The 24356-nt window shown below is 40.3% G+C and carries 21 protein-coding genes and 1 pseudogene; 6 read left to right on the forward strand and 16 right to left on the reverse strand.

Annotated elements, in window-relative coordinates; genetic code table 11:
• Positions 1 to 549: 549 nt before the first annotated feature.
• From B6K83_RS10925 to B6K83_RS10960, 8 genes are all read right to left on the reverse strand, one after another.
• Positions 550 to 1038: a hypothetical protein gene (locus tag B6K83_RS10925; protein ID WP_085284962.1), complete on the reverse strand. Its 489-nt coding sequence runs from the start codon at positions 1036 to 1038 to the stop codon at positions 550 to 552.
• Positions 1039 to 1055: 17 nt separating this feature from the next.
• Positions 1056 to 1610, reverse strand: a complete 555-nt coding sequence (locus B6K83_RS10930) for a hypothetical protein (protein WP_085284963.1) — start codon at positions 1608 to 1610, stop codon at positions 1056 to 1058.
• 164 nt (positions 1611 to 1774) lie between these two features.
• Complete coding sequence (locus B6K83_RS10935; RefSeq protein ID WP_085284964.1) at positions 1775 to 2149, reverse strand: hypothetical protein; 375 nt, start codon at positions 2147 to 2149, stop codon at positions 1775 to 1777.
• Positions 2150 to 2350: 201 nt separating this feature from the next.
• On the reverse strand, positions 2351 to 4585 hold the full coding sequence (locus tag B6K83_RS10940) for an AAA family ATPase (RefSeq protein ID WP_233143957.1): 2235 nt from the start codon (positions 4583 to 4585) through the stop codon (positions 2351 to 2353).
• Positions 4582 to 5019 carry a VPA1267 family protein gene (locus B6K83_RS10945; RefSeq protein ID WP_085284965.1) on the reverse strand — a complete coding sequence of 146 codons (438 nt, stop codon included), beginning with the start codon at positions 5017 to 5019 and terminating at the stop codon, positions 4582 to 4584. Before B6K83_RS10945 ends, B6K83_RS10940 begins: the two co-directional genes overlap by 4 nt.
• Positions 5020 to 5088: 69 nt before the next feature.
• Entirely contained in the window at positions 5089 to 5790 is a 702-nt protein-coding gene (locus B6K83_RS10950) for a hypothetical protein (RefSeq protein WP_085284966.1), read from the reverse strand.
• A complete protein-coding gene (locus tag B6K83_RS10955) occupies positions 5790 to 9431 on the reverse strand; it encodes a VPA1269 family protein (RefSeq protein WP_085284967.1) in 3642 nt (1213 codons plus the stop codon). The genes B6K83_RS10950 and B6K83_RS10955 overlap by 1 nt, the downstream gene beginning before the upstream one ends.
• 15 nt (positions 9432 to 9446) lie before the next feature.
• Positions 9447 to 10916 (reverse strand): site-specific integrase, encoded by a 1470-nt coding sequence (locus B6K83_RS10960; RefSeq protein ID WP_085284968.1) that lies wholly within the window; start codon positions 10914 to 10916, stop codon positions 9447 to 9449.
• Positions 10917 to 11101: 185 nt separating this feature from the next.
• Between B6K83_RS10960 and nrdB the strand changes: the two are divergent.
• The 6 genes and pseudogenes from nrdB to B6K83_RS10995 all read left to right on the forward strand — a co-directional run.
• A pseudogene (nrdB, locus tag B6K83_RS10965) lies at positions 11102 to 11905 on the forward strand (class Ia ribonucleoside-diphosphate reductase subunit beta); the annotation flags it as partial.
• Entirely contained in the window at positions 11905 to 12162 is a 258-nt protein-coding gene (yfaE, locus tag B6K83_RS10970; protein WP_085284969.1) for a class I ribonucleotide reductase maintenance protein YfaE, read from the forward strand. The pseudogene nrdB and the gene yfaE, both read left to right, overlap by 1 nt.
• 514 nt (positions 12163 to 12676) lie before the next feature.
• Positions 12677 to 13300, forward strand: a complete 624-nt coding sequence (gene ycaC, locus B6K83_RS10975) for an isochorismate family cysteine hydrolase YcaC (RefSeq protein ID WP_085284970.1) — start codon at positions 12677 to 12679, stop codon at positions 13298 to 13300.
• Between the two features lie 43 nt (positions 13301 to 13343).
• On the forward strand, positions 13344 to 13901 hold the full coding sequence (locus B6K83_RS10980) for an NADPH-dependent FMN reductase (protein ID WP_085284971.1): 558 nt from the start codon (positions 13344 to 13346) through the stop codon (positions 13899 to 13901).
• Between the two features lie 435 nt (positions 13902 to 14336).
• Entirely contained in the window at positions 14337 to 14921 is a 585-nt protein-coding gene (locus B6K83_RS10990) for a cytochrome b (RefSeq protein ID WP_085284973.1), read from the forward strand.
• Positions 14922 to 15090: 169 nt separating this feature from the next.
• Entirely contained in the window at positions 15091 to 16740 is a 1650-nt protein-coding gene (locus tag B6K83_RS10995; RefSeq protein WP_139175555.1) for an esterase/lipase family protein, read from the forward strand.
• A 244-nt stretch (positions 16741 to 16984) separates the two neighbouring features.
• Here the strand turns inward: B6K83_RS10995 and rnk are convergent, their stop codons facing one another.
• The 8 genes from rnk to B6K83_RS11035 form a co-directional block, all read right to left on the reverse strand.
• Entirely contained in the window at positions 16985 to 17353 is a 369-nt protein-coding gene (rnk, locus tag B6K83_RS11000) for a nucleoside diphosphate kinase regulator (protein ID WP_085284975.1), read from the reverse strand.
• Positions 17354 to 17410: 57 nt separating this feature from the next.
• Positions 17411 to 18190, reverse strand: coding sequence for a uroporphyrinogen-III synthase (locus B6K83_RS11005; protein ID WP_085284976.1), 780 nt, complete (start codon positions 18188 to 18190; stop codon positions 17411 to 17413).
• A 1-nt stretch (position 18191) separates the two neighbouring features.
• Positions 18192 to 18404, reverse strand: coding sequence for a hypothetical protein (locus B6K83_RS11010; protein WP_085284977.1), 213 nt, complete (start codon positions 18402 to 18404; stop codon positions 18192 to 18194).
• 553 nt (positions 18405 to 18957) lie between these two features.
• On the reverse strand, positions 18958 to 19362 hold the full coding sequence (locus B6K83_RS11015) for a VOC family protein (RefSeq protein ID WP_085284978.1): 405 nt from the start codon (positions 19360 to 19362) through the stop codon (positions 18958 to 18960).
• A 75-nt stretch (positions 19363 to 19437) separates the two neighbouring features.
• Complete coding sequence (locus B6K83_RS11020) at positions 19438 to 20877, reverse strand: NCS2 family permease (protein WP_085284979.1); 1440 nt, start codon at positions 20875 to 20877, stop codon at positions 19438 to 19440.
• A 242-nt stretch (positions 20878 to 21119) separates the two neighbouring features.
• The gene (locus B6K83_RS11025) at positions 21120 to 21824 is read right to left on the reverse strand and encodes a substrate-binding periplasmic protein (protein ID WP_158088342.1); all 705 of its coding nucleotides are present in this window, start codon (positions 21822 to 21824) and stop codon (positions 21120 to 21122) included.
• A gap of 188 nt (positions 21825 to 22012) precedes the next feature.
• Complete coding sequence (locus B6K83_RS11030; RefSeq protein ID WP_085284981.1) at positions 22013 to 22321, reverse strand: monooxygenase; 309 nt, start codon at positions 22319 to 22321, stop codon at positions 22013 to 22015.
• Positions 22322 to 22492: 171 nt separating this feature from the next.
• Positions 22493 to 23767, reverse strand: a complete 1275-nt coding sequence (locus B6K83_RS11035) for an O-acetylhomoserine aminocarboxypropyltransferase/cysteine synthase family protein (RefSeq protein ID WP_085284982.1) — start codon at positions 23765 to 23767, stop codon at positions 22493 to 22495.
• Positions 23768 to 24356: the final 589 nt, after the last annotated feature.

Genomic DNA, 24356 nt, shown 5'->3' on the forward strand with positions numbered 1-24356 from the left:
GTTTATCAACAAGGGATTTCCAATCATCAAGTGTTCTGCGTTGCATAGGTTGCTCCAAGAAAAAATATTAGAGCAACTTTAAATTGAAAGGTTAATTCAGGAAATGTGCAGTTGGCCGGACGTTTACCATATATAATCTTATATTACTAGCTGCCAAGTTTCGACCATCTGTTGAACTCAAAAGCAAGCAACAGACATTTAATAATCCAAAGCTCTTCTATGACTCTTGTTTAACAGAAGTTCAAAAGTACCACTTTAGCATGAGCAAGCTATTTTACCTTTATGCAACCACTCTCTATAATCATTTCCACAAGTTTGCTTATAATGTTCGCATTTAGCTTCGTTCCCGTAAGAAATTTTTTTTCCGGTAAGTATCTCAACAACAGCGTGTTTAGCATATTCTTGAGGAGATTTTAGGTTTGACGTACATGAAACAACAAGGAACGCTACAAACACGATAAAAAATACATTAGGTTTCATATCTCTACCCATTTTTAAAATTGTATAGCCATCACCATTGATGACTATACAAATACCAAACTCTACTTTTTAAAATTGGTAACCCGCTTGTAAAAAGTAACCTACATTATCTAAGTCTGAATTAGTATAATGAATCGAGGTTCCAATATTAAAACCTCTTTTATTAATGCCATTTATGAAATATGTATAGCTTACTCCGAAACCGTATACTTCTTTTTCTGTAAAATAAATAGACCCATCATTATTTCTTTTTGATTGTATTTCCTTGTCAACATTGCTTAAATAAAGCCCTAAACCATGTTTGTTAGATGAACTTTCAAAAAGAGTTGTTGTAATCCAGCCTGCACTCGCGCCACATATGGTACCTAAAGTTGAACTATCTCCAGTACAACCTATCGCGATAAATTTTAGACTATCCAAATCAGTTAAAGCAACATTGCCCCCTAACCCGTTATACATTTGGCCGATTCCTACACCAAAATTAAGTTTGGACTCATCTAAACTTTTTGCAGACAATAGTGGCGAGATAAAAGAAGCTGCTAAAAGTATTAATCTCATTAAAATTCCCTCTTAATTTAGTATATTTGACCGCAATCACCTGGAGTACATGTATTGTCATTTCCACCCGCAAACATAATGTAACCTATTTGAGTTGAATTAGTGAAACTACCATCGTTAATCCTCGCTGTTACTTTATGTTCACCCTTGGTAGTGGGGCTAAAGTTAACATAAGGTGTTGTGGTGGATACTACTTGATTTGGTGTAGACGGGTAATCTATGTTATCAAAAATCCATGTGAATGTAACTGGGTTACTATTTACAGCAGCTTTAGAGTAAGTAGTATCATAGGTGTAATTCACTCGAATATGAGCTGAACTTCCAGCGCTTACAAAAGTTGGTGCTGAGCTTTTGCTGATTGTAGGAGCTTGTTGTACATAAACTTTCACAGTATCACACATCGGTATGTGAGCTTCTATATTTGGTATTGAGCTAGATGAACCAGATGAAGAGAATAGCGACTCTACGCCATTCCAAATTAAATCATTCAACCAATCAACATCCTGCAAATATGGTAGGGTTGGCCATTCATATTGAAGCTCAGTTGGTAAGTCTTGTTTCTGTTCAGGCACCCCATGTCTTACGATTGTTTTAAAGTTTTTCTCCGTTACGACCGTAGTTAGGTAGTGCCTTCCTCTAGAGCTAGGTGTATAATGAAAGTCTCTTGCATCAAGGTTGCTAAAGCTATCTTCCTGCCAATCACCAACAAGCTTTGGGTAAGCTGACGGATGGCCTGTTATTTCCCAAAACGAGTAGCTCCCAGTTCCCGCGACACAATCTTCGCCATATAAAAAACAATATCACAGTGGTATTGTTTTTTATTAGCAATTCGATTGGTGGTACCTAACAACATAAAAGAAACATCATCATCCTTTATCAGGTTAAAGTTAACCATTTTCCCTAAAATATTAGTCCGGCCCGTTTCGTTATAAATAGTATGTCCATCAATACTAGAACAAGCCCCAAGTTTTTCATCATACTCAAGAGTACCGCCTACCGCAACCATGCTAGTTAAGAGTGATATTCCAAGAGTGATTCTTTTTTTCATTATTAAATAATTCCATTTTATAGTTTTAAAGAAGCGAACAAGCAAGGAGGCATCTTGGCTCATACCTAACTCAAGAATTATCTTCCTTGATCATTCGGCGCTTACTTTAAACTTATTCACCTAATGTTTCAACTAAAATGGATAAAATCCCATAAAAATCAATAGGCTCTAACTTGTCGTTTGCAGTCTTCAGATCAACTTTAGATCTACAGGGAAGATGAATAGATAAGCATCATAACTATATTCATGCACTTGAGTGCTCTTTTAGGGCACAATATAACGCAGCAGTTCAACCAAATAACTGTTTCGTTTATGTGAATTGCTTTGAGCTTCTGTGATAATCCTCAAATCATCCGAACTGCCAACTATATGAATCTCCGCCTCGGCTCTTGTAATTGCTGTATATAACCACGCTCTATCAACTATCTTGCCCTTTTTTAATGCTATTATAATTCGCGGAAATTGCGAACCTTGAGCTTTGTGAAGGGTTACTGCATAACCCAACTCCATGCAATCAAGTACAGGTTTCGTGACTTCGACCTTATCACCTGTGTCCAGTGTAACCTCACCGTAGCTTTCACTCGAAGATTCAACACTGGTTAGTGTACCGAGCGAACCGTTTTGAATGCCTTTGTCGTAGTGGTTTTGCGTAAATAGAATCGCATCATTCAATCTAAGGTTTTGAAAGAATCTCTCACCGTGCATTTCAAACTCAAGCCTACATCCATTAGGGTTAACAGCCTCTTGAGTTAGTTTATTAATGGCAGCAACAAGCGCTTTGGTTGGAGCCATAACACGACTGTTCTCAGTTGATTGCAGAAACAGGTCACAGCAAACCTGAGCAATGTCGCTCTTTGCCGTTTCGTGGAAGTGGATTGCACCCGTACTTAGTTTATCCGGCACGATGCCTTGGTTGATTAGCTTAGAATATTCAGGGATGCCTGTTGAACCTTCTTGACGCTTAACGATATCTAGCATCGTATTAGCAATAGCTTTAGACAGAACGATATCAGCAAGTACCTTGCCGCAACCTATAGGTGGTAACTGGTCTGGGTCGCCAGTAAATACAATACGAACCGATGGGTGAATATGGTTGACCAGGCGATACATTGTTGGCAAGTCAATCATGCTGGCTTCATCAATCACCAGAAGATGCTTTTGTTTATCTGGGGTTGGTTCTATAGCGTCTTCACGCAATAACTTAGCAATGGTTGATGTGATAAAGCCAATTGACTCATGCAAGCGCATAGCAGCTCTACCACTCAGTGCTACTGCGTGTATTTCAAATCCCATTTGATGGTAGGCTCGAAGTGCGGTTCTGAGTACCGTTGTTTTACCTGTTCCAGCTCCACCAGTAATGCAACTTACGGCATTATCTAAGCAAGTCACTACTGCTTCCGATTGCATCGGAGTTAACTCATAGGGAAGTTCATCCACTGCGGATATATAGGCGTTATTGGCATTTTCGTCATAAAGGTTGTTTTGGCTGGCTAACGCTTTAAGTCGCTTGGCAACGACACTCTCCATCAATAACTGTGCTGTTGGGTGATAGTACCCATTATCAGAGTTAAGGATGTATTGCGCTTTGTTGTGACCCGCTTTGAATGCTTCTGTGACCAGCTCTTTATTTTTGATTAGCTTTGTTAGATAGGGTCTCAAGCAGGCCTGTGTTGTATAGGTGTGACCTTTTTCAATTTCTTTTCTTATAGCCGTTTCAAGTGCTGCACTGAGTCTGCGATGATCACAATTTGTGATCATAAGTTTGAATTCGCTATTTGCGACCATACGATCAACTTGATCAAACGACATCCCAAACCCAATCAGCACATAGGGGTTCTGCTTGATAGCTTCTATCGACCTTTCAGCATGATGCTTCAATAATCTTTGCTGAATACTTGCAGGTATCTTGTGATCGGTCATCCAGTTGCAGTAGGCCAGATTCTTATACTTGGTGTAACCTTCAAAAAGCGCATTGACAGAATCCTCACTGAGAAGCCCTCTAAGCCTCTTTCTGGCTTCAGGGGTATCTTTTCTAACTATCGAGTGAAACTCCTTACCTAGTTGCTGCCAGAGCATTCTGGCTTTACTTTCTCCGATACCCTTGAAATCTGCTTCTTTTGCAATGAAGCGGATCAGTTGCTCGCCCGTTTCAGGAAGGTTACATTCAATGTGCTCTGGCGATTCATAAGTATGTTGCTGCATCACGAAATCACCAGTTTCTACTTCCCCTATCAAGCGAGTCCCATTCACTGACCAATGTTGACCAATGGCGGGTTGAACGGGGATAGAATCAGGATCTGCTTTGATCGTGACGAAATACTTCCCACTGTTAGTCTTGTAGGAATCTTTTGCCAGTGGTACACCAGTGAATATTACCATAGTGCTTGAACTATAAGGGACGCTGGTAACGCGCAATTGTTCAGCAGCCTGTTGAGCGATTTGTGCAGACGCGTTTGCACAATTAGCAATTTGCATATTTTGCACTTTAGTCTCGTTCATCGTGGCATGAACCCCATTTCAGAAAGGGTTTCGTTCAACTCACCAAACCGCTCTAGCTTACTCTCCAACTCCTTAACCTTGGCTTTTAACTCAATGTTCTCTGCTTCTAAAGCCGAGACTCGTTTCGAGTCCATTAATTTACGGTTTGCTGTGTTGTCGTATTGTTTAGGCTTGCTGTCATCTTTCTTTGCAGATTCGGTTACTGGTGGAAGCACACCTTTTTCACGCAAGTTATCCTCTAGCGTTTTGAGCGCCTCTCTAAGTGCTGGATTCTGGTTAAGAGCAGACTTACCACAACCAATCGCTTTGGCTACTTCTCCACGATTTAGTTGGCCTCTAAATATGATTTGTTTAAAGTCATTATCAGCCTGAGTGGCTTGCCATACTTCAAATGCTTCAAGATTCTGCTGTGCTTTTTGCTGACCACTTGCCATTACTCGTCTACCTCGTCTGATAGATATATGATAATAAGCTCTTGTTCCTGTTCCTTATTTAACTTCACATCAAACCTCTTCGATTAATGGCTTTATCGCGTTATATTCAACAGGCCTTATAATGATGTTGCCACTAATAGAATCAACTAGCCTCTCTGATTCCCCTTGTCCCTGTACTTCTACTTCTCTATCTAGCAGTGCACCCAAGATTGTTCTGATTGTATTTCTTTGAACATCAGAAAGACCTTGCGATACGGCCTTTACATCGACTGAATCCATTCCACTTGATCCAGCTTCGACCATTGACCGAATATCATAAGATGTTAATGATTCTTCGTAGTTAAACTGCTGGTCTAAAATGTTTTTAAGAGTTTCAACTCGCCTTTTTAAGGTATTGATTTCTGTGCGTACATGCAAAGGGATGATGTCCGCATCACTTCCTTCGTTATCAGCGTTTTTTGCCTTGTTGTGAGGGCAAATCCCTATAAACTCATTAAGGATATCAATGTAATTGGCTTTATCTTTTTTCTGTTCATCGTTATAAAGAAACTGAGCAGTTATTACTTTATAACTCTTATCTTCTTTATTTTTCTCAGTAGTAAATTTCTGTATTTCAGTGGGAGTAATGGGGCGCCCTGTCAACAACATCTCCTCTAGGGCACTCAACAATCGTTTAGCTGTTTTCCTAACACGCGTATCGCTTTTGTTTTCAATGTTCTTGGTCGCAAACGCTTTTGCAACGTCAAAGTTCTTTTGATTTACCTTACTCATTATGAAGCCTCCTGTAGAAGGCTGACTTCATAGTTTGTTAAGTTTTGAGCTAGTGCCTTAAACCCGTCCCTGCCAAGGTTTTCCATTAAAAGATGGGGATTCTTGAACTCTTCATCGGTTATGCTACGCCCCATTAGTTCAGATGCATCATGGAGTTTGAATAATATAGCCAGTCGTTTATCGTTATCATCAGGAATGAAGTATAAGGGGTTCTGCTCCTTGGCTAGAGAGGCTGTTTGAGAAATGAATTTTTCAAGCTTTCTCAATGATATATCGGCTTCGATATCTTCAATACCTAGCACTGCTGCCTGGGTGGACGTCTCCATACATGCATCAAACATACTCAGTTGTTCTGATGTGAAATTTATCTCTGATTGAGGTTGACCAAGAACTGCTAAGCTATTTTCAATATTATCCTTATTCGTGCCGGATTCACCCAACATCGGCTGCCTAGAACGATCTATCAACGCCTTGCGACGGCGAGATTCTACAATTCTATGGGCTAAAACTTTTGTCACTTGATCTGCTTGATTGAGATAACGATCTGCTTTGATTGATGATAACTCTAATTCTGGGTGGTCAAAAATTTCATTTGCTTTACGCATCAATTCCTTACGCTTTTCAACGAGTTCTCTTATTTCCAAGGCTATCAGGTTGAAGTAAAGGATTTGCTCGGCTAAGTATCTAGGCCCAGTTCTGAAATATCGGCAATTACCGCACCGATAGTCACCTCCTTCAACACTCGTAACAGTTACTTTCTTCCCGCCTTTGGTGTAAGTAACATCAATCCCTCCTGTCTTGCAATCAAAGCTGGAACATACGCCGCCATTGATAAACTTGTCTCGCCCACCTTTATCGAAGTCTGGTCTCGCATTAACTTTCTGTGTCCCTCCCTTCCAATCATCGACGATATCGAATAGCGCAATAATTTCTTGCTTATTCTCTTCAGTAAGCCCTAATTTTTCAATCATACTTTTCTCATGCAACAAAGACGCGCCACCAGTCTTTTTAGCCTCCCGAAGTAGCTCTAAGAATTCTTCTCGGTTTTTTTTACGATAATACATTGTCATAACGCTAGTTGCGTGACCAACAATCATTTGAACGACCTCCAAAGGAACGTCATTATCAAGGAGGTCAGTGACCCCATATACACGAAGCGAATGGATGTCGAATCTCGGTTGGCCGTTACAATCAAATGCAATCAAACTGTCTTTGAATTGGGGGTATTTTTCTTTGTAGCGACGCTCTGCTTCTCTTAGAACATTAACAAAGAGTTTGCGCAATGCGTCTGCGGTAATCGGAAGCAACAAGGATCTTCTTGTGTCCGGAAACGATTTAGATATTGTTTCCTGAACCCTGCGAAACAAAGGAACATAATAAGGTAATTGATTTTTAATTCCCTCATACACCTGATTGTCTTCATCTAATTGATTTACTGGTGTAGTTACAGGTGGAGAGTATATCTCGTTGAATTTTTTTTGTTCATTGATTATTTCGTATACCTGATTAAGTGAGTCTACGTCCGTATCGGCAGGCCAAGGAATTTCATAGCCAGGCTTCGCGCCCATTATCAAATCTTTTCTCGACTGTGTTTTGTTTGTATTAACAAAAATACCAAGATTTTCTTTACCGGAACCGCTTGGGTTCCTTATAACGCCTGTACGTCCAAATTTGTTTACATGCTCTACCCCGTCATCATATTTGTAGTTTGCTAATGGGTGAGTATTTTTGACGTATTGTGCTTTCTCAAAGTCCCAGATTTGATCATCGAGCAACCCTTCATCTAACCACCTAGCTTGCATTCCACGAATAGGTAGTAACATTAATAAATGAAGGCATCGCGGTACTGTTCTGTTGTATGTATCCCACTCCCTAGTATGTGTTTTTTGATTGAATAAACCTTTGCTATTTACTTGGTCGGTATAAATTTTATAGTCGTCTTCAAGCAATACCTCTAAGCATAATTCATGCAATAAGCTCGGCATAGCCTCTCTTGTGGTAATTTGACGCTTATCATCCGAACCGAAAGGAGTCTCTTCAATAATAGGGTGTGTTAGGTCATTACCCGTGTTAATAGACACTGTTTGTGCAGATTTTGTTAGGAATCTTTTTATAACGCGCCAATGGCTTCTATTGGTGGTATTTTGCTCGTTTAACCCAGCTATATATTCGTAAAGCGTGTTGTTAAGACCATGATTAACCTCACCATTTGAGTAGGTATGGAAATGTTTAATGTCAGCAATACAATCGAAGTATATGTTAGATGATTCAGATACGATCCAATCTGCAAAATAATTAAGCGAATGGATAGAAGATTTGCTAGCGTTTTTAGCGTACGCCCTTAAAAACTCGATTATCTCTTCACCTGCATGAGATTCTAATTGGGTATATCGCCCCGTCCCGCGTAATTGATTATGTGTTTTCAATTTACGGTTTGTTACTGAACTAAGATATGTTCTATCAAATCTTGGGTGTTTGCTAGTCCATTCAGTTGTTTCAATAGCATTAAAGAAAGCTATCCAATCAGCCTTGCGAATGGTGCCGAATTTCGCTTTACCATGCTTTTCCTGAAATACTCGTTGAGCAGCAGATATATCTTCTACAAAATGAATCGGAAAATCTTCAATCCTCTCAATATTGGATGACTGTAGTATGCCGCGCAGATTAATTCTCTTTGCAATACCGGACTGCTTATTGGTCATCGGCGCATAAAAGTCAAAGAGTCTATCGGCCAAGCTATTACTACTATTCCAAGTTCCTTTGCCTACCTCAATATTAACCTCGAACTTACACAAAAAAGGTAGGTAAAGGTAACCCAAAGCGCTCAGCTTAAACACTAAACAAGATGCCATTGCCTTGATTTCGGTTAAGAATGTTGAGAGTGGTGTTCGAGTGATGGTGCTTCCTACATCAAACATTCGAATATACGCTTCGATTTCGGTCTTTAAGCAAGGGACTGCATTGGCGTATATGCCTTGTAGGTGCGGAAGCACTTTAAGCTGTTGAAGCAATTTTCCAACAGGGTGATCGAGGATCGCCTCAACCGTATCACACCCAAGAGTTGTTCTGATTATATGGCCGTTTTCGTCTTCTCGATCTTGTTTGCGGCTATTATGAAGCGTTGGAAATTCAGGTCTTGAGGCTAGTACGATCCATTCTAGAACATCTGTTTCATCTATACCTTCGAATGATTTTTCAAAATCAAACCAACCTGAACCAGCGTTGCCGATGCCTTTATTTGGTTCTATAGGAAACTCACCGTCGAGTGCTCGCGCTTCTATATCGAGTAGTTTAGTAACGGCTTCATCAGAGCGAACTGAAAAACATACTCCCTCTTTTGTTAGTTCGGTTTTTGTGAGCAGTAATCTTGGGTTATTAAAGCCAGTATCCGACCTATTTAGTTTGCGAGATTTATCTTCTATATGTAGGTCACGCGCTAGTTTCTGTAAGACTTTAATTGCCCCACCACTTCGAGAAAATTTGTCTTTGTTAATAATAAAATTGATTGGTGAAGCATTGTAATGAACAACTTCCCCGCTAATATACCCCGTTCCTTTAGTCAGCAAGGTTAAGTCAGTCGTAATAAAGCACGTATCCGCTACATGCTCCTTCCATTTCGTTATTTGCTCTTTCATATTCATGTATACTTCTAATTGTTATCTAATTTTCGTCAGGCACTTAAAGTCCAATTGGTTCCACTTTGTTTTTGCAGCTATATTTTTCACCTGACTCGCCATCATAGCCTTTTCTCTCATCACCTCTCGCGACTTTTCGACAGTAAGGTTGTAATACTTTTCTGTGGATAAAACCGTCGCATGTCTCAAATTTACTTGAGCCTCTTCTTTGGATAGCCCTAGACAGTTTGATTGATAAAACCCGAAAAAATGGCGTAAAGAGTGAGTGCCGAATCTATCTCCGCATATCCGCTCTGATTCGCGACGAATTCTGCGGTAATAGGTGTTGTAGCATAGAGGCATTCCGTTTTCGCCGCAGAAAAGGAACGGGTGACCGACGCGAGCTTGACTTAGCAATTCAGGGATAAGCTTTTCAAATGCTAGACGAGCATGGTCATTAGACCAGTCTAGTGTGTATTTATATTTTGATCCTTTTTCATACACTAGCGTTACTCCTTTCCATCCTAGTCTCAACTTATGTCCATTATGAAGTGATGTCCGTGGCGTAGGTGACTGTAGAAAATCCAAATCAGGCGCTGGTACATCAATACCTGTTAGATCTTCTAGCTGTTCTTGTTTTAGTATTGTTTCTCGATCGATAAACTCGTTGTTGTCAGGGCACCATGTTTTGCCATGCGGTGGCGAAAGTATTACTTCATAACTGAATAGAAAACTGTCCTCACTGGGTACTAAATCAGTTACCATCATGTGGAGGGCTTCACTTGCCCGTAGTCCTGTGAATGCGCATAAAAGATATATTGCTTGTTGATTAACGTCTTTTGCTTGGAGTATTAGTTCGGCCAACTTGTCCGGAGGAAAAAACCTGAAATCTTCATCAATACCATTCCAAAGCTTCATTTTTGGGTCTGCATTATATGAAAGACCTTTCGTTGACCAGTTGGTTTTGGCCTTTTCATCTACGTCTAAATGTTGTAGAAGTGAATATTCATTCTTGTCAAAGTGGTGCCACCCATCAGCGCTTGATGTTGCATAAAAATCTTTAACTATTAGTTCGTTATAATTAAGGTATTGATGTACATACTTAGCGTACTTGTTCCATTGATTGTAGGATTTTTTGAGGGTATCAAGTGAGACCCCCTTCCATGATAACCCATATGGGCATCCGCCCTCATGCTGACAAGTACCGTGAAAGAAATCTTCGAAAAACTCGGCCAACATGAGCTGCGGTTTATCTGCCCACGCCTCAAGTCGATCATTTCGATAGTAGTTGTATTCAGTAATGGCTGCGACAACCCGAAAAAGATCGTTAAGCTGAGACGTATTCTTACCTCTCATTGTTTTATATAAATGGTTCACGTAACAAAGAAGCGAATAAGATAAATTTCCATTGCACAAATAAACCAACGGAAACTTCGTCTCTCCGTAGTCTTTTGTTTTTACCCAGCGCGTAAAATACGACACCGACTGGTTTTTATTATAAATCGTTTGCATTCGTCACTTTTTGATTAGATTTCCACTGTCCATAAAATGTAATACTTTTTGCACAAATGTCAAATTTCATCAAAAGTCGATACAGCAAATTAAATTCTCAGGAAACACTGTATTTATGGGGGGGGTAAGATTTTTACGTAATTCTGCGTAATTTTGAGAAAAGTTAGATTCCCTTGTCCAACAAAGAGACATGGGCCTTTAGTGAAACCATTCATTCGCGCTCCTACACTCACATTCTGCGTAACTTGTTTACTGAGCCCGGCGAAATTTTTGATGATATTGTTGTCAACCCGGCAATTTTAAAACGCGCTAGCTCAATCGCTAAATATTTTGATGATGTCATACTGGCCACACAACTACTACAGTCGCAAGGTGAAGGTAGTTATCAAGTTGATGGCAAAACCGTAGACGTGAGCACTCGTAAACTAAAAGAGCGTTTATACCTAGCTATCTGCTCAGTTAATGCTTTAGAAGCAATTCGCTTCTATGTCAGCTTTGCCTGCTCTTTTGCCTTTGCTGAACGTGAATTACTCGAAGGTAATGCGAAAATAATTAAACTTATCGCCCGTGATGAGGCACTACACCTAACTGGAACTCAGCACATTCTTAACAACTGGCAATCAGGTAAAGATGACCCAGAAATGCAAGAAATCGCCACTGAAATGCGTGAACAAGGTAAACAAATTTTCATGGATGTGGTGGAGCAAGAAAAAGAATGGGCCGACTACCTGTTTAAAGATGGCTCTATGATTGGTTTGAATGCTGCGATATTAAAACAATACATTGAATACACCAGTAACCAACGTATGACTGCCATAGGTTTTGACGCACCATTTGAGATAAAAAGTAACCCACTACCTTGGATGAACTCATACCTTGTAAGTGACAATGTGCAAGTGGCACCGCAAGAAACAGAAATTTCAAGTTACTTAGTCGGCCAAGTCGACTCGTCGGTATCTAGCGAAGATTTCGATGACTTTGATTTGTAATGTCAGAAAAAGTTATTGTTGACGGTCAAGAAATTACCTTTCTTGAGCAAGACAAGAATATACTCAATGCCCTCGAGCGTGTGGGCATTGAAAGTCATTATCATTGTCGAGATGGCTTCTGTGGTGCTTGTCGTTGTAAATTAATTAGCGGCAATGTTGAGTACCCTATTGACCCGTTAGCTTTTATCGGCGACGGAGAAATCCTAACTTGTTGCTCAAAACCGATCACAGATATCGAAATTGATGTCCACGACTAACATTAACGCTTAACCCCAAATAACGGAAAACTATCGCTGCTAAGTTTTCCGTATCGGCACGAGTTTACACATAACAAGTAATACCACAGCCAGCTGCCAATACCCTAGCGAACCAATATCCAAACCTATTAACAAGCGATTCAACAATATATGACAATATATGACAATGCACTTTAACCGCTGCGTTATGTTATGCAACAAGCCCTTATACTGCCTGTAATACCTATCTTCAGCATAACCCTTTAGCCTGGTGATGCTGGCTGACCATACCTGATATAATTAGCACCAACACTTTTTCAGCGCCTAATAATAACCTTGCCCTGAGTTTACTAACGCAATAAAACCATCACGTTCGATAATCCCGTCTATACTACTTTATTAGCCAGTTGCAATGCTCACATGAGCACGAGGCGGCAACAGTCTTTTGTTTTCATTAACAGGCTAAGCCATTGCGCTGTCGCCACACCATTCGGCCGATTAATAAAGGCTGTAACGAAAACGTTTGGAGAGAAAAATGAGTAAACCTTATCTGCGTTTAGATAAAAATGACGCCGCTGTACTGTTAGTTGATCATCAAACCGGCTTGTTATCGTTAGTCAGAGATATTGATCCTGATAAATTTAAAAATAATGTTTTAGCCTTAGCAGATTGTGCCATATATTTTGATTTGCCAACCATTTTAACCACCAGTTTTGAGCAAGGACCCAACGGACCTTTAGTACCTGAGCTTAAAGCCATGTTTCCTGACTCACCCTATATTGCTCGGCCCGGCCAAATTAATGCATGGGACAATGAAGATTTCGTCAACGCGATTAAAGCAACGGGTAAAAAGCAGCTGATCATCGCTGGGGTAGTAACGGAAGTTTGCGTGGCGTTTCCTGTGCTTTCAGCAATTGAAGAAGGGTTTGAAGTCTTTGTGGTCACTGACGCTTCTGGCACCTTTAATGCCATGACACGTGATGCCGCTTGGCAGCGTATGACCGCAGCGGGTGCGCAATTAATGACTTGGTTTGGCCTGGCTTGTGAATTACACCGTGACTGGCGCAATGATATTGAGGGGCTAGGAAACTTATTCTCAAACCATATCCCTGACTATCGTAACTTAATCAATAGCTACAATACATTGCAATCTCAATAGTCTTATTAATACGGCATGCCTTAGGCATAATTTAGGAGTTAAAATGACCAGCAAAACCCATATTGTTGCTATTTCAGGCAGTTTACGAAAATCATCATATAATACTGCCGCCATTAACGCCGCAGCACAGTTATTACCCGAAAACTGTAGCCTTGAGTTATTAGATATTGCTAAGTTGCCTTTATACAATCAAGAGCTCGACGGGGAGTTAACACCTGAAGCCGTGTTAACACTAACGCAAAAAGTGGCAAATGCCGATGCCATTTTATTTTCCACACCTGAATACAACTATTCAGTGCCTGGTGTTTTAAAAAATGCCATTGATTGGCTTTCTAGGCAGCAACCACAGCCATTTTCAGGTAAGCCTGCGGCTATAATGAGCGCGAGTATGAGTGTCTTAGGCGGCGCAAGAGCGCAGTATCACCTTCGACAGATCATGATTTATTTAGATGTCCACTTCATTAATAAACCTGAAGTTATGATCGCAAGCGCACATAACAAGTTTAACCAACAAGGTGAATTAGACGATCAGCTCAGTCGCGACTTTATCCAACAGTTAATGGCGGCACTTGTCACTTGGCATAATCAACTTAACAAATAACGATCCCTCGCTAAATGGCCAACATAAGTTGCACTATTGCCACTGCCGCTTATTTTGCGCCATTTTTCATAGCTCCTCCTTAGCAAGAGTACGCACGAAATATTGGTTCTACTGAGCCGAACGATTTATTAGTTTTTTTGGTATTTTTCCCTCATGAGCTGCGTGTTATTGTTTCAACACGCAATGATCTTGGTCGGTTAAAGCTCATTATTAACATTCAAAGTAGCAAGCTTCAGCCCCTGACAGGCCATTATGGCAAGCCGCTAATTGCTGCGCTTATTGCCAATGCCTTGCGCTTTATTTACAAATTAAAGAGCCATAACGTGAGTAAGTTTTCGTTATATTTTCACAATCAATATAGCTAATTACATATGCATACTCATTGTTGATAGCAAGGCTAATACCACTGATTAATTTTAAACTTAGGAAAGTATTATGGGTCTTAAAAATACAAGCAATAACTATGGCAGCATTGCTAAATGGTTGCATTGGCTAACGGCGGCGCTTTTTTTTGCTGCTTATGCCAGTGTCTATTTTAGGCATTGGTTTACTGAACGGGATACGCCTGCAAACTGGACCGCCTTGCAGTTGCATTTATCTTTTGGCGTTACCATTGCTGTGCTAGTAACGCTGCGTATAATTTGGCGCATCATGAATCAAGCCCCTGCCCAAGAGCCAGGCAGCAAGCTTGAACACGGAGCCGCCCATGCTGGCCATTATGCTCTATACGCCATCATGGTGATTATGCCAGTCACGGGTTATTTAGGTACTAAAGTCGACACTGAATATTTTTTTCTATTCGATATTGCAATGTTTGAAAGTACAGCAATGTTTGCATGGATTAGCACTACGTTTAACATCAGCTACCAAGCCTTTGAAGCACCATTAGATTATTTGCATAAAAACATATTAGGGGCCTGGCTAGTGTGGATACTTATTTTAGGTCACGTCTTAGCCGCGTTATATCACCACTTTATCAAACAAGATCGTACCCTTCGTAAAATGACAACAAATAAATAGAGCAATTAATTTACAAGCAACAACGGAGCAGTAAGGTCACGCACGACTAGCCTCTTTTAGGGCAATTTTTCTCAGTGCGGGCGTGAAGTAATCGCTAGCCGCCGAAACGACTTTTTATCCCAGCAATTAAAAATATTGTTGCGCGTTAATAATAATGTATGATGTTGATATGACACGGCTTATATCAACATTTTTCCTATTGACAACTTGCCTAATATTGGTGGGCTGTACCACGTCACGATTTGCAAAACTGCAGTCTGCAAGCGTAAATATTGTCCAAGCTAATGACCCTGCCCAATTACCGGTTCTAATTACATTTAACACCCTTGAGCTAGAAAGTTACTGCCGCACATTACCTGCGACAACCGACTTTGGCATAGTGGCGTTATTACAATGTGCAAACGAGTTATTATCTCGTGCTGACTTATCTGCACAACAGCGAGACTTCGCCTTAAGTGCCTATAACCGTAATTTAACCTTATTGGTTAAAGCCGAACATGCCGGCCGACTAGCAAAAGATCGGGTCTTGATACACTACGAAAATTTAGTACCATTTTCATTTGTTGACGATATTGTTGCACTCGATAAGCGCTTAACACCCGCCATCACGGGTGAAATAGGGCTAGCTATCACTACCTCTCGCGATAATACGCAAACAGGATTAGATATTTATTTCCCGCTCGAAGGTGTTAAGCAGTCGGCAACAATTTTATTAAAAAATATTACATTACAGCAAGAAAAAACCTTGCGAATTAGCGTAGAAATTAAAGCAAGTAACGATAATAACGTTATCAACTTAGGCGATAATAAGTATCAAATACGACACTCCCCCGCCGCTGCCTATCTCGATTTGTTAGAGCAAGCCAATATCGACGATTACAATTGGCTAGGCATGGTATCGCCAACCCAAGCAGAAAAGCGCCGCGGCGTGTTTGTGATCGGTAATATTTCTCAACACAAAATACCCATTATCATGATCCATGGTTTAAATTCTGATCCGCTGATCTGGCGTCATTTAACCATGGCCATACTCAACAACCCAGCATTAGTCGCTAACTATCAAATTTGGCATATTTATTACCCATCCGGTCCGCCACCTTTTTATAGCGCCGCTAGAACCCGCGATAATTTGCAACAATTATTAAAAACCATCGATAGCCCAAGGTTGGCAAAAAAGGCGGTTATTATTGGTCACAGCATGGGGGGAGTTGTTGCAAATTTGCTCAGTACGCGAGCTGATCACCAACTGTGGGATGCCACCTTTAAATTACGACCAGAGCAGATGGACAGCGTTGAGCCTGCAGTCAAAGACATTTTTATTTACCAAGCAGTCTTTGCAAGTAATACTGTATTTTTCTTAGACACGCCGTTTAAAGGCTCTGAAGTTGCCAGTTCAGTTATTGGTAAGCTGGGCGCATTTTTGGTTACCTTACCGACTGAGTTTACAAAAATATTTCAAAACTTTTTCGCGCGCACAGGCGTGCATATATTAACTGATAAAATGCGGCCTTTTTTAATCAATTATGGTCCTAGTAGTATCCATGTATTACGTCCAGGTCACCCGTTAATGGAGACACTTTACGATTTACCTATTCAAGGCGAGTCCTATGCCATTATTGGCTCAGACGGTGCATTAAGTTGTCAAGACGAGCTAACTTGTTCCAGCATCTCAGATGGTGTTGTTAACTACACATCAGCCAATTACCTGCATGCCAAAGAGCGACTTATTGTCAGCTCTGCGCATAACTCATTTCAAAATGAACAAGCTATCGCGTTTATTTTAAATAAATTAAATGTAGCGCAAGACGATACAGAGTAATAAGTTCTGGCTATTGGCTGAAGACATCGCGGGTCGATGCGATAAAACCTGATGCAAATGCCCTGATAAAGTCGGCCGATAAAACGCATAAAAAAATAGCTGACACTACCCATTAAGTCAATAATGATAATGTCAGCTATTTAAGCGCTTAGACTGAGTTTAACACCAACTTCGTCGCTGCGCTTTAAATTGCCTTTAACGCCTAACTGCGCGATAACGTTAAGCATATACGATATGTAAGTATCTAAGAAATCGAGTCAATATGTACGATAGTCTTTCTATTATTATCTAATGGCCACTCAATTTCTTGACCTTGCGACAAGCCAATTAATGCGCTACCAACCGGTGTCAGCACTGATAACGTGCCACTTTCCGTGGTTTCATGTGGATAAACGAGCTTTAATGCAAAGGTTTTTTGGCTCGAAAGCATAGTAAAAGTTACCGTTGAATTCATGCGCACCACATTGTTCGGTAACTTGGCTTTAGGCACTATTTTGGCTCGCTCCAATTCATCAATCAGTAGATCATGTGATGGTACATAATCTTGCTTCTCTATCATTGCATGTAAACGATCATAATCTTCATCGCTGATAATTAATTTAGGTTTAATCATTATATACCCTGCCTTATGGTTATTAGTTTCATCGTAAAATAATTTAGTACTGCTATATCAATTGGTTAAATAAAATTGCTTTATCGCTCGCGCTAAGCCTTCAATGGTATACTCCTCTGGCATAATACTCACCTTTAGCCCTGCATCTTCACAGGCTTGATATGTGGTTGTTCCTATCGCGCATATAACACTTGATTGTAAAATATCCTTAGTTTTATTAGCGCCTAAAATTTTGCTTAATGCCTGTACTGATGAAGGCGATGTAAATGCAAAGCAGTCAACACCTTTAGCTGACAATAACGCTGCTGGCTCATCATCGAGTACATCACGCAGCACGGTTTTATAAATAACTGGGGTATTAACCTGATAACCTTTTTCTGCCAGTACGCGCTCTAACTTCAATGCCGCCCTATTGCCTTTTGGAAAAAATATCGTTTTATTATTTGTCTCTACTTTTGCGAATAAAGTTGCTAATGATTCCGCGGTATATAACTCTGGCATCATATCTGTATTCAAGCCATATTCAGCCAACTGGCGCGCAACAATGGGGCCCACTGCACAAATTGTTACCCCTTGTAGCTGCGCTGGACTAATGCCCAAAGTTTGCCAATAGGCAAGGCTTTCGATAACCGCATATTGAGAAGTAAAAATTAAATAATCTGCATCTATAGCCTGACAAAACTGCTGTGCAAGTTGCGTTGTTTTATCTACTGATAAAATGTCAAATAAGGGACAGGCAACTAGATTATAGCACTGCTTAGGTAACAGACTTAATGCTTGGTTAAGTTTAGAGTACTCTCGACTAAACAAAACATTAATGGCCTTACGTGTTGTCATGCTACTGCCTTTTTATCGCGTGCGAAATCGCATTAATTAATTTTACTGCAACATATTCTTCATATGAGTCAACAGGATCAAAGTGTCGCGCATATAATAATTCTATTGTTTCTAATCGAGCACTAACCTGGCTAAGCAGGTTTTGATTTTCATTATCCATATTGTCGATTAGCTCAAATGTTTGATAGAGGTAATTCCAAAAATCTTTATGCATAAAATAACTCTCAATCTTGAACTAAAATAACCCTATGCAATAGCTTATTAAATAAACATAAGCTAAATCCAATGAGGGAAAAGTGAATTCAAGAGTTTTAATTGGGGCTGGGCGACTAAGCTAACAGGTGGTTCTTAGCCGCCCCTAAATGGGAAAGGCGCGAACAGGACTCATCCATGCAATGGATAAGTCCGCTACTAAGGCAATGTATTGAGAAAACGATAATGTTAGCATTTAATAATCGTACCATAGACAACAATGGTTGCCAATAAAGGTTAATTCTTTGGTTTTTATACTTACTTTTACATAATTGAGGCGAACAGGTTAAATTTCAAGTCTAAACTTGTTACCTAATTGCTTTTAACACCTTAACAATTGAAGTTGTTTAAATATTCAGTTTGCAGGTTGATTTTTCGCCAGCGCTAATCGACTGTAAAAGTGGTAACTTAACGCTGCTTTTAATATAACCACAGTCATTTAACGTCACTTTGTTTTAGCGCAATAAATGTTGACTATTTGACAAAAAACTTTCCAGTTGAGGATAGGCAAAATTTTACTTTTGACATCTAATTTCAACCGTATTGTTGTCTGGGTCTTGAATATAAATTGAGTTACCAAAGCCTTGTGCACCATAGCGACGGGTAAACTCCCCTGCTGAAACCTTGTGTTTTTTGAAGTGCTCAAGGATGTCTTGCTCTGCCATTGCTTTGATTTGCAGACAAAAGTGATCTAGATTTTGCTCAGTTTTTGTTGGTGCACCTCCCCCTAACGCGCCTAACTCACTATTGACATCGACAATATCAATCAAGCCATTACCCGCTCGCAATTGTGTGAGACCGGTAGCTTTCGATGTTTCGCGCTCAAGGGTACAGCCCAAGACATCAATATAAAACGCTAACATCTTTTTGGGTTGAGTGGTTCTTAAAACCAGATGATCAATCGCCATAATTTGCAACATAAATAGCCCTTACTTCATAACAAGAGAGACTCACTTAAGGTACTAATGCAGCACTTTTAAGCTACACCTTAGCCATTAATTTAAAAACATAAACTTAGCAATAAATAGTGCTGTTAGCGCCCAAACGCCCTTTGATATTTGTGATGCTTTACCCGTACCAAGCTTTAATATCGTATAGGTAATAAAACCAAATGCAATACCATTAGCAATTGAAAAAGTAAATGCCATCATTACCGCCGTACACAAGGCGGGCGCATACTCAGTTAGGTCATTCCAATCAAGTGCTTTTAAAGAAGTTAGCATCAACATAGCCACATAAATAAGCGCGCCGTCAACGGCAAAGCCTGGCAACATTTGTGCTAAAGGTAAAAAGAACATGCCAACGGCGAACAGCAAACCTATGGTTACCGCCGTTAAACCGGTACGTCCGCCAACAGATACACCGGCTGCCGACTCTACATATGAGGTAACAGGTGGACAACCAAAACCCGTACCGATCACTGAGGCAATTGAATCGGCTTTTAACGATTTACTCAGGCCTTGTATTTTGCCATTTTTATCTTGCAAATTAGCTCGCTCAGCAACCCCCATCAAGGTGCCGGCAGTATCAAATATATTAACAAATAAAAACGTCACTATTACTGGGATCAACGCCACCTGAAAAGCCCCTACAATATCGGCTTGCCAAAATATGGGGCTCAGTGCAGCAAAGTCTGGCACCGCTAACATGCCGTTATAACTAACAAAACCTGATGCAGGAGCGAAAGATTTAGCCGCTTCGGCAACGACAAAAAAGTCACTAGGTAAGAGCCACGTCATGATAAATGCAATCAGTGTTGTCAGTGCAATACCGATAATAACAGCGCCAAAAACTTTACGGTAACTTAATATACTAATCAGTAGAAAGCTTAAAAAACCTAAGGCCGGTGCTTCAGGCCCAAATTCGCCAAAACCAAAATGTGTTAAATCAGCAATCGCTACCAAATTATCAGCATCAGCGATAACAAGCCCCGTAAAACGTAAACCAATAAAACCGAGAAAAAGTCCCACACCTGCCGTCATCGCAAGGCGTAAACTCATGGGAATACTATCTAACATCCATTCCCTCAGGCGCGTCACACTCATTAAAACAAATACCACGCCAGACAAAAATACTGCCCCTAAGGCAACCTGCCAACTATACCCCATGGCACCAACGACGGAAAAAGTAAAAAATGCGTTTAAGCCCATACCTGGCGCTAGACCTACCGGCCAGTTAGCATATAAGCCCATGAGTATAGTGGCAATTGCCGCCCCTAAACAGGTAGCCAAAAACAAGCCATCAAACGGCATACCCGTTTTAGACATGATAATTGGATTTAAAAACATGATGTATGACATAGTGACAAACGTTGTCAGGCCAGCCATCAGCTCTGTTTTTATGGTAGTGTTATGCGAAGATAATTTAAAAAAGTCTGCCACTAAACCGAGCATTTTATCGGCTTTGGTTTGCTGTTTACTCGCGGATTGATCCATTAATACTGCTCACTTGCTTTCGATTTACCAAAATTTCTCTAATGGTAATAGTTTGACTGTTTTTTTATAAAAAATATATAACAAATCAACTAACCGCGGCTTTAGCTGCTGTTTTCTATGATCTAATAAAAAGAAGTTTAATTAAGGTTAACGCCAATAACACTCAGCTTTAAAACAAGGGTACTCAAAAAACATTGTCTAGGGTTAAAACTTAACTTTGAGCAACACGTCGTTTAGCCGCGTTAATGACGAAATTTTTCAATACTGCGATTTATTTGCTCTAACAAGGTGGGGTGTTTGCGTAAGTAATGCCGACTAATATACATGCCAAATGGCTTTTCTAATTCTTTTACTTTTTTAAATAATGATAAATCTTCTGTCGTTAGCGGATATTCAAAGACAACATCGGCTACAAATGCGGCATCAATGCGTTTTGATTTTAACATGGCAACTAAAGCTCGTGCATTTTGCGGTAACGCTAACACTTTATAGCCGTTGTCTTGCAACCACTGATAAGTATTAGTGCCTTTTATCGAACCAATAATTGCCTGCGACTTAAACGTGTGCGACTTGACATCAAAATCGGTATTTTTCAATAAAAACCAACTCCAGTTGTTGGTCATCATTGGCTGAGTAAAAACGGCTAGCTCATCACGGGCAGCGCTTTTTGACGCTAACAACAGGCCATCAGCTAACTCAACCTTAAGCGCCTGTACTGCGGTTGCATAATCGGCAACTAAGGTAATTTTATAGGCAATGTTACTGTCATTTAATACACGCTTAATCAAGTCGGGACCAATACCCACAACCTTGTTCTGATCGCTATAACTATAGGGTGGAAAGTACGGGCAAACAATATTAAGCAAATTATGGTTATCAGCAACACTTGGTAAAGAAACCAACAACAAGAGCACAATGACCAATTGACGAGATATAAATTTCTGCACAGGTATGTCGCTAATGTAAGGCAAGAACGCTAACTAGTTAACTAAAACATAGCCAATGAAAACATTAAATTCCCTTAGCTAAATTATAGGAGCTATCCTGTTAGCGTCAAGGCCTGACAGCATATCGCGTTTGGCTGCTGTCACGCTTAGCGCCATCATCAGCAAAAATGACCAAGATAATGTTTACTCTATTTAGCAATGGGTCCTTGGTTAATACTCGTTAATGCCATATTAACGTCAAAAATACGGCCTCTAATATTGCTTAGACCCATCGCGGTTAATCGGGCTGAGTGCATCGCGAGGTATGCTTTGGCATTCGCTTCATTATCAAATAAATAGATGCCACCCGCTAATTGACTAGTTTCACTCTCAGTCCAAATTTTCCATATTAAACCAGGCTCGTTATTGATAGAGGCCGCCAGCTCTGACAGTGCATCGGTCATTTCATCAGCGAAGGGGCCATTAAAATCAAAGTCTACTTGTAATAGTTTTTTCACCAAACATCTCCAAAAAAATTAAACTAATCGCCACAAAGAAAACTCGCGACGCTCTTGATGGCGATTAGCTGCATTTTATTTTACAGGTGGCGTAAATTATCGCGGGCGACGCGCCAACACTTAACGTCACTTCCCCATAGCCTGTTACGGAAAATTTCGCTGTAAAAATGCTTAATTGGCTTTTGCTAACGCCTGACTTACATCAGCAATAATATCATCAATATGCTCGATACCCACAGATATTCTTACCAAATCCGCACTCACCCCTGCCGACGCTAGCTCTTGCTCATTTAACTGACGGTGAGTTGTTGAGGCCGGATGACACGCTAATGATTTGGCATCACCAATATTGACTAAACGTAGAATCATTTGCAACGCGTCAATAAATTTAGCGCAAGACTCAACACCACCTTCAATGCCAAAACTGATAATGCCTGAAGCTTTACCCTTAGTGATCTTTTCACAATTTGCAAAGTAAGGACTATCAGGTAGTGCTGCATAATTTACCCACTTAACCTTTTCATGCTGCTGTAAATAAGCCGCTAGTTTTTCAGCATTTTCACAGTGTCTATCCATACGCAAACCGAGTGTTTCAAGGCCTTGTAGGATCTGAAATGCATTCATAGGTGATAACGCTGCGCCGGTATTACGCAACGGCACCACGCGACAACGGCCAATATAGGCAGCTGCGCCTAAGGCTTGGGTATAAACAACATTATGATAAGAAGGATCCGGCTCATTGAGCACCGCAAAGCGTTCTTTATTAGCAACCCAATCAAACTTGCCCGAGTCAATAATAACCCCACCAATCGACGTACCATGACCACCAATATACTTAGTTAATGAATGCACAACAATATCTGCGCCGTGTTCAAATGGACGACATAAATACGGCGTCGCCACAGTATTATCAACAATTAATGGTACACCATGTTTATGAGCAATTTTTGCTAAACGACTCAGGTCAACAATATTTCCAGCCGGATTACCTATACTTTCGCAAAATACCGCTTTGGTCTTTTCGTCTATCGCCTCTTCAAACGCTTGATAATCATCATAATTCACCATTCGTGCTTCAATCCCCTGTTTAGGGAGTGAATGAGCAAATAAGTTATAAGTACCGCCGTATAACTCACTGGTACTGACAATGTTATCACCAACTTCACAAAGACACTGAATAGCATAAGTGATCGCAGACATACCTGAAGCCACACATAAAGCCCCTATACCACCTTCCATCGCGGCCAACCGCTTCTCTAAAACGTCAGTGGTTGGGTTCATAATACGGGTATAAATATTACCTGGCACTTTAAGGTCAAATAAATCGGCACCGTGCTGGGTATTATCGAAAGTATATGACGTGGTTTGATAAATGGGTACTGCAGCAGATTTAGTGGTTTCTTCTGAAGTATAACCCTCGTGTAAGGCGATTGACTCTAATTTCATGCTATTTGCTCTCCTAGCTGGTGGGCATTTGCCCTTTTCTAAGCAAAGTAAAAACCAGCTTACCAGCCTATACTGCTGGTGACCTAGCTTACTTTTACATCACAATAGTTTTTATATGGTGGTACTAAATTATGGTATTGATTGGCTGATTAGGTATACAACCCACCCAGAAGTCTAGCCATCTAGAAAGACAATTGCAATAGCTTAATTGCGTAAAAATACTATTTTCTTGCTGGGGTATTAAACCGGCCGTTAAGGGCTTGCTGAGCATGAAACACAGTGAGCTATTCAAGGATGAATTAAATTTTTTAATATATTAAATAGATACTTAAAACAGCGCCATCATAGATTAAGTATAAACCGCTCTATGGTAGTGGCTAACCACAAACACATCATTATCAGGGTCATATTTGCTGCTGAGCGCACTAACCAAGGCTGTGAATGAAAATGAATATTGAATTTTTTTGTGATTAGTACAGCTAAACTCATACAGAAAAACCACAGGGTAAAAAAACTGCTAAAACGCCACTTAATTATACTGATTGCTAAATCATGTAACGCACCGCTTACAGCAAAGGTGAGTATTATC

Source organism: Colwellia chukchiensis, from assembly GCF_002104455.1.
Lineage (GTDB): Bacteria > Pseudomonadota > Gammaproteobacteria > Enterobacterales > Alteromonadaceae > Cognaticolwellia > Cognaticolwellia chukchiensis.

What these genes read in the sequence shown, in the direction of transcription:
- B6K83_RS10945 (WP_085284965.1), bottom strand. Translation starts at nt 5,019, where the DNA reads ATGGCAAGTGGTCAGCAAAAAGCACAGCAGAATCTTGAAGCATTTGAA.
- ycaC (WP_085284970.1), top strand. Translation starts at nt 12,677, where the DNA reads ATGAGTAAACCTTATCTGCGTTTAGATAAAAATGACGCCGCTGTACTG.
- yfaE (WP_085284969.1), top strand. Translation starts at nt 11,905, where the DNA reads ATGTCAGAAAAAGTTATTGTTGACGGTCAAGAAATTACCTTTCTTGAG.
- B6K83_RS10955 (WP_085284967.1), bottom strand. Translation starts at nt 9,431, where the DNA reads ATGAATATGAAAGAGCAAATAACGAAATGGAAGGAGCATGTAGCGGAT.
- B6K83_RS11005 (WP_085284976.1), bottom strand. Translation starts at nt 18,190, where the DNA reads ATGACAACACGTAAGGCCATTAATGTTTTGTTTAGTCGAGAGTACTCT.
- B6K83_RS10950 (WP_085284966.1), bottom strand. Translation starts at nt 5,790, where the DNA reads ATGAGTAAGGTAAATCAAAAGAACTTTGACGTTGCAAAAGCGTTTGCG.
- B6K83_RS10935 (WP_085284964.1), bottom strand. Translation starts at nt 2,149, where the DNA reads ATGAGCCAAGATGCCTCCTTGCTTGTTCGCTTCTTTAAAACTATAAAA.
- B6K83_RS10940 (WP_233143957.1), bottom strand. Translation starts at nt 4,585, where the DNA reads ATGAACGAGACTAAAGTGCAAAATATGCAAATTGCTAATTGTGCAAAC.
- B6K83_RS10990 (WP_085284973.1), top strand. Translation starts at nt 14,337, where the DNA reads ATGGGTCTTAAAAATACAAGCAATAACTATGGCAGCATTGCTAAATGG.
- B6K83_RS11020 (WP_085284979.1), bottom strand. Translation starts at nt 20,877, where the DNA reads ATGGATCAATCCGCGAGTAAACAGCAAACCAAAGCCGATAAAATGCTC.
- B6K83_RS10960 (WP_085284968.1), bottom strand. Translation starts at nt 10,916, where the DNA reads ATGCAAACGATTTATAATAAAAACCAGTCGGTGTCGTATTTTACGCGC.
- B6K83_RS10925 (WP_085284962.1), bottom strand. Translation starts at nt 1,038, where the DNA reads ATGAGATTAATACTTTTAGCAGCTTCTTTTATCTCGCCACTATTGTCT.
- B6K83_RS10995 (WP_139175555.1), top strand. Translation starts at nt 15,091, where the DNA reads ATGACACGGCTTATATCAACATTTTTCCTATTGACAACTTGCCTAATA.
- rnk (WP_085284975.1), bottom strand. Translation starts at nt 17,353, where the DNA reads ATGATTAAACCTAAATTAATTATCAGCGATGAAGATTATGATCGTTTA.
- B6K83_RS11010 (WP_085284977.1), bottom strand. Translation starts at nt 18,404, where the DNA reads ATGCATAAAGATTTTTGGAATTACCTCTATCAAACATTTGAGCTAATC.
- B6K83_RS11015 (WP_085284978.1), bottom strand. Translation starts at nt 19,362, where the DNA reads ATGTTGCAAATTATGGCGATTGATCATCTGGTTTTAAGAACCACTCAA.
- B6K83_RS10980 (WP_085284971.1), top strand. Translation starts at nt 13,344, where the DNA reads ATGACCAGCAAAACCCATATTGTTGCTATTTCAGGCAGTTTACGAAAA.
- B6K83_RS11035 (WP_085284982.1), bottom strand. Translation starts at nt 23,767, where the DNA reads ATGAAATTAGAGTCAATCGCCTTACACGAGGGTTATACTTCAGAAGAA.